The sequence below is a fragment of the Planosporangium spinosum genome (genome assembly GCF_049999945.1).
Lineage (GTDB): Bacteria > Actinomycetota > Actinomycetes > Mycobacteriales > Micromonosporaceae > Planosporangium > Planosporangium spinosum.
This window is the reverse complement of record NZ_JBLYUB010000016.1, coordinates 72789-86651: the sequence shown is the minus strand read 5'-3', so window position 1 is coordinate 86651 and position 13863 is coordinate 72789. Positions and strand designations below refer to the sequence as shown.

General features: G+C 72.6%; 9 protein-coding genes. 5 read left to right on the top strand and 4 right to left on the bottom strand.

What is annotated here, in order from left to right; all coding sequences use genetic code 11:
- Nucleotides 1–77: 77 nt before the first annotated feature.
- From ACNTMW_RS21160 to ACNTMW_RS21150, 3 genes are all read left to right on the top strand, one after another.
- On the top strand, nt 78–932 hold the full coding sequence (locus ACNTMW_RS21160) for a DUF4230 domain-containing protein (RefSeq protein ID WP_426635450.1): 855 nt from the start codon (nt 78–80) through the stop codon (nt 930–932).
- A gap of 212 nt (nt 933–1144) precedes the next feature.
- Nucleotides 1145–2428, top strand: a complete 1284-nt coding sequence (locus tag ACNTMW_RS21155; protein WP_426635449.1) for an ABC transporter ATP-binding protein — start codon at nt 1145–1147, stop codon at nt 2426–2428.
- A gap of 53 nt (nt 2429–2481) precedes the next feature.
- The gene (locus tag ACNTMW_RS21150) at nt 2482–2958 is read left to right on the top strand and encodes a DUF4442 domain-containing protein (protein WP_426635448.1); all 477 of its coding nucleotides are present in this window, start codon (nt 2482–2484) and stop codon (nt 2956–2958) included.
- 6 nt (nt 2959–2964) lie between these two features.
- Here ACNTMW_RS21150 and ACNTMW_RS21145 read toward each other — a convergent pair whose 3' ends face one another.
- The 3 genes from ACNTMW_RS21145 to ACNTMW_RS21135 all read right to left on the bottom strand — a co-directional run bounded on the left by ACNTMW_RS21145 (nt 2965) and on the right by ACNTMW_RS21135 (nt 8647).
- Nucleotides 2965–5811 (bottom strand): SCO7613 C-terminal domain-containing membrane protein, encoded by a 2847-nt coding sequence (locus tag ACNTMW_RS21145; protein WP_426635447.1) that lies wholly within the window; start codon nt 5809–5811, stop codon nt 2965–2967.
- 170 nt (nt 5812–5981) lie between these two features.
- Nucleotides 5982–7529: a M4 family metallopeptidase gene (locus tag ACNTMW_RS21140; protein ID WP_426635446.1), complete on the bottom strand. Its 1548-nt coding sequence runs from the start codon at nt 7527–7529 to the stop codon at nt 5982–5984.
- A 278-nt stretch (nt 7530–7807) separates the two neighbouring features.
- A complete protein-coding gene (locus tag ACNTMW_RS21135) occupies nt 7808–8647 on the bottom strand; it encodes an EamA family transporter (protein WP_426635445.1) in 840 nt (279 codons plus the stop codon).
- Nucleotides 8648–8991: 344 nt separating this feature from the next.
- Here ACNTMW_RS21135 and ACNTMW_RS21130 point away from each other — a divergent pair, with 344 nt between their 5' ends.
- Nucleotides 8992–9762, top strand: a complete 771-nt coding sequence (locus ACNTMW_RS21130; RefSeq protein ID WP_426635444.1) for a S1 family peptidase — start codon at nt 8992–8994, stop codon at nt 9760–9762.
- Between the two features lie 170 nt (nt 9763–9932).
- Here the strand turns inward: ACNTMW_RS21130 and ACNTMW_RS21125 are convergent, their stop codons facing one another.
- Complete coding sequence (locus tag ACNTMW_RS21125) at nt 9933–11900, bottom strand: NPCBM/NEW2 domain-containing protein (protein WP_426635443.1); 1968 nt, start codon at nt 11898–11900, stop codon at nt 9933–9935.
- A 366-nt stretch (nt 11901–12266) separates the two neighbouring features.
- Between ACNTMW_RS21125 and ACNTMW_RS21120 the strand changes: the two genes are divergently transcribed.
- The gene (locus tag ACNTMW_RS21120) at nt 12267–13793 is read left to right on the top strand and encodes an aldehyde dehydrogenase (NADP(+)) (RefSeq protein WP_426635442.1); all 1527 of its coding nucleotides are present in this window, start codon (nt 12267–12269) and stop codon (nt 13791–13793) included.
- Nucleotides 13794–13863 lie beyond the last annotated feature (70 nt).

Below are 13863 nucleotides of genomic sequence, written 5' to 3'. Positions count from 1 at the left end.
GGGGGGTGTGGGCGTGTTGTATCGATCATGCACTCTGGGTACACATTGGGCACCGTCACGGATGAGGGAGCGCACCCATGGCCCAGGACGACGAGATCACGCGCTTCGAGCGGGGACAGGCGTCCCCCTCCGCGGCGCCCGGTGACCCGTACCCGACCGCCGAACTGCCCGAGCACGAGACCGGCACGGGCTGGCCGGGGGGATCGGTGCCGGCCGGCGAGGCGTCCGGTACCCCGGCCGGCACCTCGTCGGCGGCTGGGTCCCCGGCGCCGGTCGTCGTCCGTACCGGTGGCGGCTTCCTGCGTGGGCTGTTCTTCCTGACCGCCACGGTGGCGGCGGTGGTCGCGGTCGTCCTCGGCATGACCGCGGTGGGTGTCCTGCCGCACCTGAAGAACCCGTTCGGCGGCCGCACGACCGACCGCAGTCAGCCGGCCTTGCTCAAGTCCATTCAGGACATGAGCCGGTTCGTCGCGGCCGAGGGCAACTTCCAGGTGATCGTGGACGTGCAGAACGACCGCAGGTACGTGCCGGACTTCCTGGTCAACGACCGCACCCTGTTCGTGGCGGCGGGAACCGTCGAGGCGTACGTCGACTTCGGCGCGATCGGCCAGGGTGCGATCACGGAGTCGGACGACCACAAGACCGTCTCGATCAAGCTCCCGGCGCCGCAGCTGAACAAGCCGAGCATCGATCACGACAAGAGCTACGTCTTCGCCCAGCAGCGGGGGTTGATCAACCGGCTCGGCGACGCCTTCGCGGGCGACCCCAACAGGCTCCAGCAGCTGTACCAGCTCGGCGAGCAGAAGATCGCCGATGCGGCCAAGGGCAGCGAGCTGCAGCAGCGGGCCCAGGACAACACCCGCAAGATGCTCGAGGGGATGCTGCGGTCGCTCGGGTACACGTCGGTGACGATCACGTACGCAGCGCCCTGACCCGCGTGGTCATATCGGTGGCGGCCAATTGGTGAACGGGGCTACCGTTCGTGAGTTGGACGTCGACGGATGTACATCTCTCTGTATCTCTTCGATCACGAAGAGCACATGAGACGTTTACCCGATAGGCGAGAGCGATGATATTGGTCACAGTGATCACCCGGGGTGCGGGAGAGGTCCCGTTCACGTGACCGTGGGGCGGAGGGGTGACGGTGGCTACCGTCGCGCTCAAAGATGTGACGAAGGTCTTCCCGGACGGCACGCTCGCCGTTGACAACGTCAGTCTCGACGTTGCCGCCGGCGAGTTCATGGTGCTGCTCGGGCCTTCGGGGTGCGGCAAGTCCACCGTGCTCCGGATGATCGCCGGCCTGGAGGACGCCACCAGCGGCGCGATCCTGCTCAACGGAGAGCCGGCCAACCACCTGCCGCCGCGCGAGCGCGGGGTGGCCATGGTCTTCCAGGACTTCGCGCTGTACCCGCACATGAGCGTGGGTGACAACATCGGCTTCCCGCTGCGCCTGTCGGGTGTCGAGCCGGCCACCCGCGCCGAGCAGGTCGCCCAGGTGGCCAGCGCACTGGGCATCGGTGACGTACTGGAGCGCAAGCCGTCGCAACTGTCCGGCGGGCAGCGCCAGCGGGTGGCGATGGGTCGGGCCATCGTGCGCCGACCCGGCCTGTTCCTCATGGACGAGCCGCTGTCCAACCTGGACAGCGGCCTGCGCGCCGAGCTGCGGGCCGAGATCTCCGGCCTGGTCCGGGAGCTCGGCGTCACCTGCGTCTACGTCACCCACGACCAGGCCGAAGCGCTGACCATGGCCGACCGGGTGGCGATCATGCGCAAGGGCGTGCTCCAGGACGTCGGTACCCCCACGCAGGTGTACGGCCGACCGGCGACCCTGTACGTCGCGGCCTTCCTGGGCAGTCCCCGGATGAACCTGCTGGAGGCGGAGGTCTACGTCAGCCTCGACCGCCACGTCGCGCTGCACCTGGGCGAGCAGGCGCTCTACCTGCCGTGGAACGATCTGCGCTCGCGCCACGTGGCGCACTTCCACGGTGAGCGCATCGTCGTCGGGGTGCGGGCCGAGGCGCTGGTCCCCGTCGTCAGCAACACCGAGGGCGACGTGCTGCGGGGCCGGGTGCGCTACCTGGAGCACCACGGGCACGAGTCGCTCGCCTTCCTCGACATCGGCGCCACCGCCGTGATCGTCGACGAGATGGCAGGCCAGGCACCGGCCGGGGCGGGCATGCAGAGCGGGCTGCGCCGCCTGGTCCACCGCTTCACCGGTCGTGGCGACGGGACGCACGGCGGCACGGCGACGATCGCCGACAGTCTCGGCGAGGGGGGTCGCCACCATCGCCGCCCGGCAGAGCTGGCGGTCCGGTTGGCCCCCTACCCGACGCTCAGCCATGGCACCCCGCTGACGGTCCGGGTCCGCATGGAGGCGCTGCACTTCTTCGACGAGCGCGGCAAGCGAATCGACGTCGGATGGCGCTGACCGGTGGCTGTCCACCGGTGACAGCGGTTACTACTCGCAAGTAACATACGGTCATGCCTGAAATTCCCGATCCGCAGACCCTCGCGGCGACCATGACCGCGGCGGTCCCGTTCGCCCGTACCCTCGGCATCCGGTACCTGGAGGTCGCGGCCGACGGCACCGGTGGCCTCCGGGTCGTCGTCTCGCTGCCCGACGTCGCCGAGTTCCACAACCACGTCGGCGGCCCGCACGCGGGAGCCATGTTCACCCTCGGCGAGACGGCCTCGGGCGCGGTCGTCATGGCCGCCTTCGGTGACCAGTTGGGCCGCGCCACGCCGCTCGCGGTCAGCGCCGACATCGCCTACCGCCGGCTGGCGCTGGGTGAGGTACGCGCGACGGCCCGGCTCGGCCGCCCGGTCGCCGACGTCGTCGCCGAGCTCGACGCCGGTAGGCGGCCCGAGTTCGAGGTACCCGTCGAGATCGCGATGCTGGACGGCACGGTGACCGGCGAGATGCGGGTCGTCTGGACACTGCGCCCCAACCGCGCCTGACACCGGTCAGCGCATCCGGCCGACCGCCCCCTGGAGCCGGGCCAGGTCCCGGCGACGCCGCTCGTACGTGACCGCGAGCCCGACCAGCAGCAGGCCACCGGCCGCGAGCGGGATCCAGCGCGGCATCAGGTCCCACACCACGGCGATCTCGTGGACCGCGACGAGGATCAGGGCGACGCCGCCCACCACGACCGGCGCCTGCCGGCGGCGGACCGAGCCGACGACCACCACGACGACGGCGGCGCCGCCGAGGGCGAGGCGGCGGACCGGTTCGCCCGTGCCACCCACCAGCGTCGCCAGGCTCGGCACGAACCCGGCCAGCAGCGCCGGCCCGTACGCCGGCCAGCTGTGCAGCGCCGGCTGGATACGGGCGGCGAGCCAGCCGGCGAGCAGCGCGACGGCGGCGGCCGGCAGGGTGTACGCCTCCAGCAGGATCACGCCCCCGGCGGCCAGCAGCAGCCAGTAGGCCACGAGCTCGCAGGCCGTCGCCACCGCGACGCGGACCCGGCGGTCGTCCGCCGGTTCGCCGGGAACCAGGGCGCGCAGCCCGACCGCCAGCCCCCACAGGGCGCAGACCGCCGCCGTGCGCCGCAACGTACCGAGCGTCAGCAGCAGCGCGCCGAGCGCGGTGACATGCGCCGCCGCCTCCACGAGCCAGGCGTCGGTGCGCCGGTCGCGGCCGGGTACCGCGCTCGCCGCCAGTGTCACGGCGGCGGTGCCGAGCAGCCAGGGTGCGGCCGGACGCGCTTCCGGCGCCGCGGCGACCGCCGCGACGGCGAGGCCGGCGCCGCCGAGCAGGACGGCCAGCGCGGCGGACCACCGGTACGCCGGCCGGGCGTGGCGCAGCGCCATCACCGCGCCGGCGGCCAGGACCAGCCCGGCGGCCGCCACGGCGCACACCTGGGCCGGTCGGGCCCCGGCCGTCGCGGCGACCGACGCCGCCAACCCCGGCAGCGCGAGCAGGGCGGTACCGGCGCCGGCCGCGCCGACCATGGCCCGCGCACGGCCCGCCGTGGCCGTACCGGGCGCGGCATCCGCGTCGGGTTCGGGCGTGCCGGCCGCGGCCCGACCGAGCGCGGCGACCACGCCCCCGGCGACGACCAGCGCCGCCAGGACCCCGGCCGTCGACGCCGGCCGGGCCAGGCCGGCCAGGACCGCGTGCGCGGCGAGCAGGCCCGCCACGCCCCCGTACACCGCGGTCCGCGCCACTGTCCGGGCCGTCACCGCGGCCAGCGCCAGCAGCACCACCACCAGCCCGTCCACGAGCGACGGAGCCCACCAGGCCAGGCGCACCGAGCCGGGCAGGACGAGCGCCAGGAGCACCGCCGTGCCGGCGGCGGTCTCCGGCACCACCGGGCGCGGCACCAGGGCCGCGGCGGCCACGCCGAACAGCACGATTGCGAGCGGCAGCCACCAGTCCGACCGGTTGTGCGTCGGCTGGACCGCACCGTGCCAGGCCGGCAGCGCCCGCCACGCCGTCGCCAGCCCGGCGGCCAGCGCGAAGACGGCGATCACCAGGACCGGTAGGCCGGCCGCCACCCCGACGCCGGCGCGCGGCCCGGGGCGTACCCGGCCCGGCAGCAGTCGGACCACGACGGCGGCGACGGCCACCTCGGCGGCGATCAGCGCGAACGCCGAGGCCGGCCGGCCGACCAGCATGAACCGTGCCACGGCGGTCAGTACGGCGAGCGTCGCGATGCCCGCCGCCGCGTGCCGCAGTACCGGGACCGGTGCGACCCACGATGCGGCCACGATCACGGCCGCGATGGCGACCAGCGCCAGCCCGGCCCGGGCCGCGGGCGCGTAGGCGTCCCCGGACACCAGCGCGCCGAGAACGGTCGTACCCGCGATGACCAGGACCATTCCGGTGACCACCCAGCCCAGCACGAGCAGGGCCGACACGCCGGGTACCCGCCGGGCGGTCCACCACACGACGGCCAGGTCGGCGGCGGCGAGCGCGGTGAGGACCCCGGTCCAACCGGCGATGCCGAATCCCGCGTGAACGAGCAGGAGGGGCAGTGCCGGCTGGGCGATCACGAGGGCGGCGAGGCCCGGGCCGGTCAGGCGCCCCGCCGGACCCTGACCCACCGGCCGCTCCGCCGTAACGTGGCCGGCCGGGCGCACCACCAGGCCGTAGAGCAGCGCGACCCCGGCGGAGACCGCGCAGACCAGTCCCGCGTACGTCGTGGGCGTGAGCGCGCGTACCCCGGCCAGGTCGACGTACCAGGCGGCGTACCCGTCGAGGACCACCAGCAGCAGCCCGAGCGCGGCGAACGTCTCGGCCAGGCCGCGCAGCCGCCGCACCAGCGCGACCGGCGGAATCGCCAGGACCAGCGTGGTCACCGCGGCCAGGATCGCGGCCCGGCCGGTCGCGCCGACCCGGGCCCACGCCACGGCGGTGAAGACGATCGCGGCACTGCCGAGGAGCAGTCCACCGAGGAGGAAGAGGACGCTCTGGACGGTGCGGGAGGACGCCTCACGCGCGACCGGCCGAGCCACCGCGGCCGGTGCCGTCGCTCCGGCCGGTGCCGTCGTTAACGCCGGTGCCGTCGTTAACGCCGGTGCCGTCGCTCCGGCCGCCGGGGCCGTCCAACCGGCGCTCCGGCGTACCCGTATCCGGCCGGCGAGGTCCTCGCGGCGCTGCGCGGTGGTCCGCAGCCGCTCGACCGCATCGGTGTACCGCTGGCGGGCGTCCTCGACGTCGGCGGTGAGCCGCTGGATCGTCGCGTCGAGCACGATCACCTCGGCGGCGTCGGGGTCGGGCTGCCGGCCGCAGCCGGGGCAGCCGGTGGCCAGGTTCGCCGGTGTCTGGCAGACCGGGCAGGGGTACGTCGCCGGGTCGGGCTGGTTCATGCCGCACACTCTCGCGGCTCGGGCCGCCCGGCGGCATCCGCTGTTCTACTCAGGTCGAACTGAGTAACTGCGCTGTCCATACCGGCCAGGATCGGCACAGCTTCGCCGAAGCTGTGCCGATCCTGGTTTCCGGGGGTGCGGGTGAAGTCGGGTGAAGTGTGGTGGCGCCGTCAGTTCACGGCGACCGCGGTCCAGGCCGCGGCGACCGCGTTGTACTGGGTGCTGCCGGTGCCGTACAGGTCGGCGGCCGCGTTCAGGGTCGCGGTACGCGCGCCCTTGTAGTTGGTCGTCGAGGTCATGTAGCGGGTGAGCGCCCGGTACCAGATCTTCTCCGCGGCGGCGTTGCCGATGCCGGTGACGGCGGGGGCGCCGTTGCAGGTCGGGCTGTTGTACGCGACGCCGTTGATGGTGCGCGCGCCGCTGCCCACGGCGAGCAGGAAGAAGAAGTGGTTGGCCACGCCGGACGACAGGTGCACGTCCAGGCTGCCGACCGAGGAGGTGTAGCAGCTCGCCGAGCGGCCGTCCTTCTTCGGGTCGTCCATGTACCGCAGCGGCTTGCCGCTCTTGGCGATCTTCTCGCCGATGAGGTAGTCGGGGACGTCCTTGGCGTTGTTGGCGTAGAACTCGACCATCGTGCCGAAGATGTCGCTGGTGGCCTCGTTGAGCCCGCCGGACTCGCCGGAGTAGCGCAGGCCGGCGGTGCGCGAGGTGACACCGTGGCTCATCTCGTGGCCGGCCACGTCGATGGCGACGAACGGGTTGTACGTGGTGCCGTCACCGTCGCCGTAGGTCATGCAGAAGCACGAGTCCGACCAGAACGCGTTGTTGTACCCGGAGCCGTAGTGCACGACGTTGTAGCTGCCCCGGCCGTCATTCGCGATGCCGTTGCGGCCGTGCACGTTCTTGAAGTAGTCCCAGGTCTTGGCCACGCCGTACTGCGCGTCGACCGCGATGGTCTGCCGGTTGCTCAGCGCGCCGGTGCCCCACACGTCGTCGGCGTCGGTGAAGATCGCGTTGCCGCTGCCCCCGTCGACGGTGTAGTTGCCGCCGCGGTTGGGGTCCTTGAGCTGGTACGTCGAGCCGGACTTGGTGGTGTCGAGCGTGACGGTACCCACGTTGAAGCCGGTGCCGCTGCCGGTCTGGACGTCGGACCAGGCGTCGGAGACGGTACCGGTGGCCGCGTCGACGAGGACCGTCATGGTGGACGTGGTGCCCTCGGCGTCGGTCACGCCGGGTACCGCGGTCTTCCACACCAGCCGGGGCGAGCCGGCCGTGTCGACCGCGAGGGTCGGGGTCGAGGACGGGCCGGTGCCGCGGAACGCCGCCTGTGCGGTCGCGGCGGCCTGCGCGGCCGTCACCGTCGGGGTGGTCGCCACCGTGATCGGTGCCGCGACGGCCTGTGACATCGTCCGCAGCGCGCCGGCCTTGTCGAGGTGCACGAGGACCTCGCCGCCGAGGACGGGAAGTCCCCGGTAGGTGCGGTCGTAGCGGACGTGCGACGTGCCGTCCGGGTCGAGGATGGTGTTCCTGACCTGGAACTGGTCGGCGTCGGTCGCGGCGAGCGCCGACTGGTGGGAGCGTAGTGCCGCGGTGGCGTGTGAGACCGCGAACGCTTCGGTGCCGGCGCGACTGGTGGCCGCGTCCGACGGGCTGGCCACGGCCACGGCCGCGAAACTCGCGGTGAGCGCGACGGTGCCCGCTGTGACGATCCGCTTCATGCTTCATCCCTTCGCCCGGCTCATCGGCCGGAGTGGATGTCAGCATGACGCGAAGGGTTGTTTTAAAAAAGACGTTGGTCGATAGGGTTTCCCCTATACGTCCGACCCCGGGTCGTCCGGTCACACGACCGAAACATGCTGTTCACAAGCGTTGCGGCGGGCGGCGGGCGGCGGGTCGGGCGGTGGGCCGGGTGGGCGGCGGGCGGTGGGCCGGGCGGTGGGCCGGGCGGGCGGCGGCCGGTGGATCGGGCGGGCCGGTGGATCGGGTGGGCCGGCGCTCAGGACGCCACCAGCATGAGCGCCGCGGCGGCAAGGCCGAGGCCGGCGAGCTGGAGCGGCCGGACCCGTTCCCGGTCGACGGCGAGGGCGAGCAGCACGGTGGTCGCCGGGTACAGCGAGGCGACCGGCGCGACCACGCTCAGTGCGCCGTCGCGAGTGGACAGCAGGTAGGCGGCGTTCGCGCTGAAGTCGAGGACGCCGGCCGCCGTGGTCCACCGCAGGGTGGCTCCCGACAGGGACGGCGACACGCCGGTACGGGTCCGGCGCAGCAGTAGCCAGCCGAGGCTGAGTGCGGTGACCTGGGCGGTGGTCAACGGCCACAGCCCGGCGCCGGGATGGGCGCGTGACAGCAGGGTCATGAACAGGCCGAAGCTGGCGCCGGACGCGAGGGCCGGGCCGATGATGGCCGGTGCCAACGGCGTGCGGCCGTCCCGCGGCCCGCTGCTCACCAGTGCGATCGCGCCGATCGCGCAGGCCACGCCGACCATCGCCATCGGGCCCGGCGCACCGTCGACCGCCATGCCGATGCCGAACGGTACGAGCGCCGACGTCACGGCGGTCACCGGAGCGACGATTGTCATTGCGCCGGTCGCGAGTCCGCGGTACAGCAGCAGCACGCCCGCCATGCCGAACAGCCCGCCGCACGCGCCCCAGCCGAGGTCGGCCGGGGTCGGCGTGCCGCCGACGGCGACCAGCCCGAGCGCGAGCACCGGCAGGCCGACCACTTTGGACATCACCGAGACGGCGAGGGCCGGCGCGCGTTGGCTGGCCTTGCCGCCGCAGAAGTCGGCGGTGCCCCATACGGCCGCCGTGGCGACGGCGAGCAACAGTGAAACCATGATCAATTGACCATGATACTGAACGTGCCCCGCCGACCGGCGTAGCCGAACCCGGTGGAGCCTCGCCGTGTTCGGCGCAGCCTCGCCGTGTCCGGCGGAGCCCTGCCGTGTCCGGCGGATCCCCGCCACATCTGGAGCACCCTCGCCAATTCCGGCGGACCCTTGCGAATTGCGCGGGTAGCGGCGCGGGTATCGATTCCCTTGTATGTGCGGCCGCCCGATCTCTACATTCACCGCCATCGCTACCGCTGTCCGTCCGGGCCGGTTGGGCCGCACACCCCTGCGGCCGCCGTACCCGGGCGGCGTCGAAAGGGGAGGCAATGGCGTCAATCAAGGCGCGCGTCATGCGTCGACGGTTCATCGGACCGCTCGTGCTCGCCGTCGCCACGCTCGGGGCGCTCGCCGCTCCGGCCGCGGCGCAGGCCGGTGACATCACACCGTCGGTCGTCGGGGGTACGAGGGCGGCCCAGGGCGAGTTCCCGTGGGTCGTACGGTTGTCGATGGGCTGCGACGGGGCGCTGTACACCAAGCAGGTGGTCCTCACCGCCGCCCACTGCGTCAACGGGACCGGGTCCAATTCCAGCATCACGGTGACCGCCGGCGTCGTCGACCTCCAGAGCAGCTCCGCCATCAAGGTGCGCTCGACGTACGTCTACCGCGCCCCGGGGTACCCCAACAACAACGACGACTGGGCGCTGATCAAGCTCGCGTCGCCGATCAACCTGCCCACGCTGCCGATCGCGACCACCTCGGCGTACAACACCGGCACGTTCACGATCATGGGCTGGGGTGCGGCGCGGGAGGGTGGCGCGCAACAGCGGTACCTGCTCAAGGCGCAGGTCCCCTTCGTCAGCGACTCGTCCTGCGGCGCGGCGTACGGGTCCGACTTCGAGGGGCCGAAGATGCTGTGCGCCGGCTACAGCAGCGGCGGCGTGGACACCTGCCAGGGTGACTCCGGCGGCCCGATGGTGCAGCGCGACGCCGCCGGCAACTGGATCGAGGTCGGCATCGTGAGCTTCGGCAACGGCTGCGCGCGCCCCGGCTACCCGGGCGTGTACACCGAGGTCTCGACGTTCGCGTCGGCGATCGCGAGCGCGGCGAGCAGACTGCCATAGCCCCTGACGGCCCACCCCCACACCAAGATCGGCACAACTTCCGGCATCTTGTGGTCTCCGCCGAGCGCTGAGACCACAGTTTCCCGGAAGTTGTGCCGATCTTGGCAGGCCGATTCGCGTCCGGCCGGTCGTGGCGGGCCGGTCGTGGCGGGCCGGTCGTGGCGGGTCGGTCAGGCGCAGGCGATCTTCGCGTCCGCCCAGTCCGCGTGGTCGCTGTTGATGCCGTCGCCGCCGTCGGTGACGACCAGCCGTACCACGGTCGCGCCGGTCACGTCGGCGCTCAGCGGTACGGCGGCCAGGTCCGTGGTGAGCAGGCCGCTGTCGGCGACCTTCCGGCCGTCGGCCCACACCTCGAACGTCACCGAACCGTTCGTCTGCTTCTCGTCGTCGACCCCGACGAACGCGGTGACGGTCGTGCACCTGGCGCCGGCGAAGTACGCGACCGTGCTCGGCGCGTGCACCCCGAGACCCTTGGCGTACACCGTGCCGCCGATCGTGATGGGGTGGCCGTCGCCGGCCTTCATCTCGCCGTTGCTGGTGTCCCGCTCCGCCGGCCCGTACCCGTTTGCCACCGACAGCCAGGTCAGGTCGCTGAGGTACGACGTGCCGGCGGCCGGGGCCGGCGGCGGTACGACCACGGACGTGGTGACGATCGTGGTGACCGGCCGGAGGTCCGTGGCGCGCCGGTACGTGAGGGTGCCGGCCAGGTCGTACCGGCCGGGCGCGCTGCCGGCGGGCGCGGTGACCTCCCAGGTCGTGGCGAACGTCCGGTCCCGGCCGGGCAGGACCGGCGTCTCCCGGCGCGAGGACGCCCGCACCTGCCACCCGGCCGGGCCGGTCAGGCCGGCCGTGACGTCGAGGACCGGGGCGATGCCGAGGTCGGTCGCGGTCGTGGTGACGGTGGTCGGGGTACCCGGGACGGCGAGCGGCGTCGCGCCGGGGTAGGGCCTGGTGGTCTCCGGGCCGAAGTCGACCGTGGGCGGGTAGGTTGCCCAGCGGCGGTCGGTGCTCACCCGGTACATCACGCTGCCGTGCGCCGGTACGGTGGCGGCGATCGTGCCGACCGTGTGCGTGGTGGTGTGCGCCCACAGGTCGCGCAGCGCGTACCCGGGCGCCTTCGGCATTCCGAGTTCCGCGGCGCTGGTGGAGATCCGCTGCGCGGTGTCCGCCTCGTTGAACAGCACGACCGCCCGGTCGCCGTTCGCGAGCGGCTTGACCAGGACGTCCCGGCCGCCGTCGCCGCGCAGCAGGCTGCCCTGCACGCCGAGGGGGTCCTGGTCGACCGCGATCACTTCCTTGTCGGTGAGCAGCTCGAACGTCCGTGGGGACGCCGTGCGCAGGTCGGTACCGATGAGCAGGGGCGCCGCCATGATCGACCAGAGGCTGACGTGGCTGCGGTACTCGACGTCGGTCATCCCGCCGTTGCCCACCTCGAGCATGTCCGGGTCGTTCCAGTGTCCCGGGCCGGCGTACGGGGCCAGTGCCATGTTGGCCTTGGCGATGGTCAGCATGCTGGAGTAGTTGTCGCTGATGTCGCCGGTGGTGCGCCACAGGTGGCCGACGTCCTTCGCCCACAGCCATGGCTTGTTCTGGCCCCACTCGCAGATGCTGAAAACGATCGGCCGGCCGGTGGCCTTGAGTGCGTCGCGCATCGTGGTGTACCGCTGCACCGCGTCCACGCCCTGGTTGTTGCAGTTGTCGTACTTGAGGTAGTCGACGCCCCACGAGGCGAACAGGTTCGCGTCGGTGGTCTCGTGGCCCAGGCCGCCGGGGAATCCGGCCGAATTGCAGGTCTTCGTGCCGGCGCTGGTGTAGATGCCGAACTTCAGGCCCTTCGCGTGGACGTAGTCGGCCACCGCCTTGATGCCGTTGGGGAACCGGGCCGGGTCGGGTACCAGGTTGCCCTGCGCGTCCCGCTGCGGCAGCGCCCAGCAGTCATCGAGATTGACGTAGGTGTAGCCGGCGTCCTTGAGGCCCTTCGAGACGAAGATGTCGGCGATCCCCTTGACCATCGACTCGTTGAACTCCGGCCGGCAGTGGGTGGAGTTCCAGTTGTTGAAGCCCATCGGCGGGGTGCGGGCGAGGCCGTCGTCGAGCGCGTACGCCGGGGTCGCCGGCGCGGCGAGCCCGCCGGTCATGACCCCGACTGTAGCGCCGGCGGTGGTCAGCGTGGCGGTGACGAGGGATACGAGTAGTCGTCGCACGGGCGGATCGGTCCCTTCGTGCGCGGGATAGATGTAGCCCGATATTGAACACTGACGATCGAGATCGAACAATGGGGTACGCGGGAATCACCCACAAATCCCCATGGTCAAACAGTCGCCGCAGCGAGGCCGCGGAGCGCTGCGCGGTGACCGGAGGTGGAAAACGTTTGCGCACACGTGGCAGGAATAGCCCCCGGACCTTCCGCCGTACGGGATGAAATCGGTCTCGGCCGATCGACTCGGCGCGGTCCGAAACTAGGCTGGGCGGCATCCAGTCACCATCGAAGGGAGTCGACGCGCATGAGTACCGGCGCTGACCAGGGTATGAACCCGCACACCGGGGAACCGGTCGGGTCGCCTGTCCCGCACACGCCGGACGCGGAGGTCGACCGGCTGGCCCGTGCCGCCGCGGCCGCCGCCCCGGAACTCGCCGCCCTTCCCGTGTCGCGGCGGATCGAGCTGCTGCGCGCCGTCGCCGCCGCACTGGAGGCGGCGCGGGACGAGCTGGTGCCGCTCGCCGACGCCGAGACCGGCCTGGGCGCCGCGCGGCTGGGCGGCGAGCTGACCCGCACCCGGGTGCAGCTGGACATGTTCGCCGACGTGGTGGCCGAGGGATCGTTCCACGAGGCGACCATCGACCTGCCGGACCCGGACGCACTGCCCGCACCCCGACCCGACCTGCGCCGGATGCTGATCCCGCTCGGCCCGGTCGCGGTCTTCTCGGCCAGCAACTTCCCGTTCGCGTTCTCGGTGGCCGGCGGGGACACCGCCAGTGCCCTGGCCGCCGGGTGCCCGGTCGTCGTCAAGGCGCACTCCGGCCACCCCGGCCTGTCCGTGCGTACCGGCGAGATCGTGGCGGACGCGCTGCGGGCGGCCGGCGCGCCGGCGGGTACCTTCGCCGTGATCCACGGCACCGGGGCCGGCAAGACCCTGGTCCGCCACCCCGCGATCCAGGCGGCCGGCTTCACCGGGTCGCTCGGCGGCGGCCGGGCCCTGTACGACCTGGCCAACTCCCGGCCCGACCCGATCCCGTTCTACGGCGAGCTGGGCTCGCTCAACCCGGCCGTCATCACGCCGGGCGCCATCGCCTCCCGCGGTACCGAGGTGCTGGAGGGCTTCGTCGGCTCGTTCACCATGGGCGCCGGCCAGTTCTGCACCAAGCCGGGCCTGCTGTTCCTGCCCAAGGGGCACGGTCTCGACGACGCGCTCGCCGCCGCCGTCGCCGCCGCGCGGGTCGGCCCGCTGCTGAACGCGCGCATCCACGCCGGGTACGGCGAGGTCGCCGCGGCGCTGGCCGCCGTCGAGGGGGTACGGCCGGTGGTCGCGCCCGCCGCGGTCGACGACGCGGGGTACCGGGTGTCGCCGGTCCTGCTGGCGGTCTCCGCGACCGACCTGGTGGCCCGCGCGGACGCGCTGCTGGAGGAGTGCTTCGGGCCGGCCGCCCTGGTGATCGAGTACGGGTCGGCCGAGGAGCTGACCGCCGCGCTGGACGCCCTGCCCGGTGCGCTGACCGCGACCGTGCACGCCGACCCGGCGACCGAGGCGGACCTGGTCCGGACGCTGGTCGACCGGTTCGCCGGACGTGCCGGCCGGGTCATCTTCGACGGCTGGCCCACCGGCGTGGCGGTCACCTGGGCCATGCAGCACGGCGGCCCGTGGCCGGCCACCACGAACGCGCTGCACACCTCGGTGGGCGCGACCGGCATCCGGCGCTGGCTGCGGCCGGTCAGCTACCAGAGCGTGCCCGACGAGTTCCTCCCGGACGTGCTGCGCGACGCCAACCCGCTGGGCATCCCGCGCCGGGTGAACGGCGTGCTGACGCTGTAATTCTCGACGATCGTGGGTACGTGTGCCGCCCATAGCCGGCACACGTACCCACGATCGGGGTTAATCGGTG

Coding starts and splice junctions, on each gene's coding strand:
- ACNTMW_RS21150 (WP_426635448.1), top strand. CDS start 2,482: ATGCCTGAAATTCCCGATCCGCAGACCCTCGCGGCGACCATGACCGCG.
- ACNTMW_RS21135 (WP_426635445.1), bottom strand. CDS start 8,647: ATGGTTTCACTGTTGCTCGCCGTCGCCACGGCGGCCGTATGGGGCACC.
- ACNTMW_RS21140 (WP_426635446.1), bottom strand. CDS start 7,529: ATGAAGCGGATCGTCACAGCGGGCACCGTCGCGCTCACCGCGAGTTTC.
- ACNTMW_RS21130 (WP_426635444.1), top strand. CDS start 8,992: ATGCGTCGACGGTTCATCGGACCGCTCGTGCTCGCCGTCGCCACGCTC.
- ACNTMW_RS21160 (WP_426635450.1), top strand. CDS start 78: ATGGCCCAGGACGACGAGATCACGCGCTTCGAGCGGGGACAGGCGTCC.
- ACNTMW_RS21125 (WP_426635443.1), bottom strand. CDS start 11,900: ATGACCGGCGGGCTCGCCGCGCCGGCGACCCCGGCGTACGCGCTCGAC.
- ACNTMW_RS21120 (WP_426635442.1), top strand. CDS start 12,267: ATGAGTACCGGCGCTGACCAGGGTATGAACCCGCACACCGGGGAACCG.
- ACNTMW_RS21145 (WP_426635447.1), bottom strand. CDS start 5,811: ATGAACCAGCCCGACCCGGCGACGTACCCCTGCCCGGTCTGCCAGACA.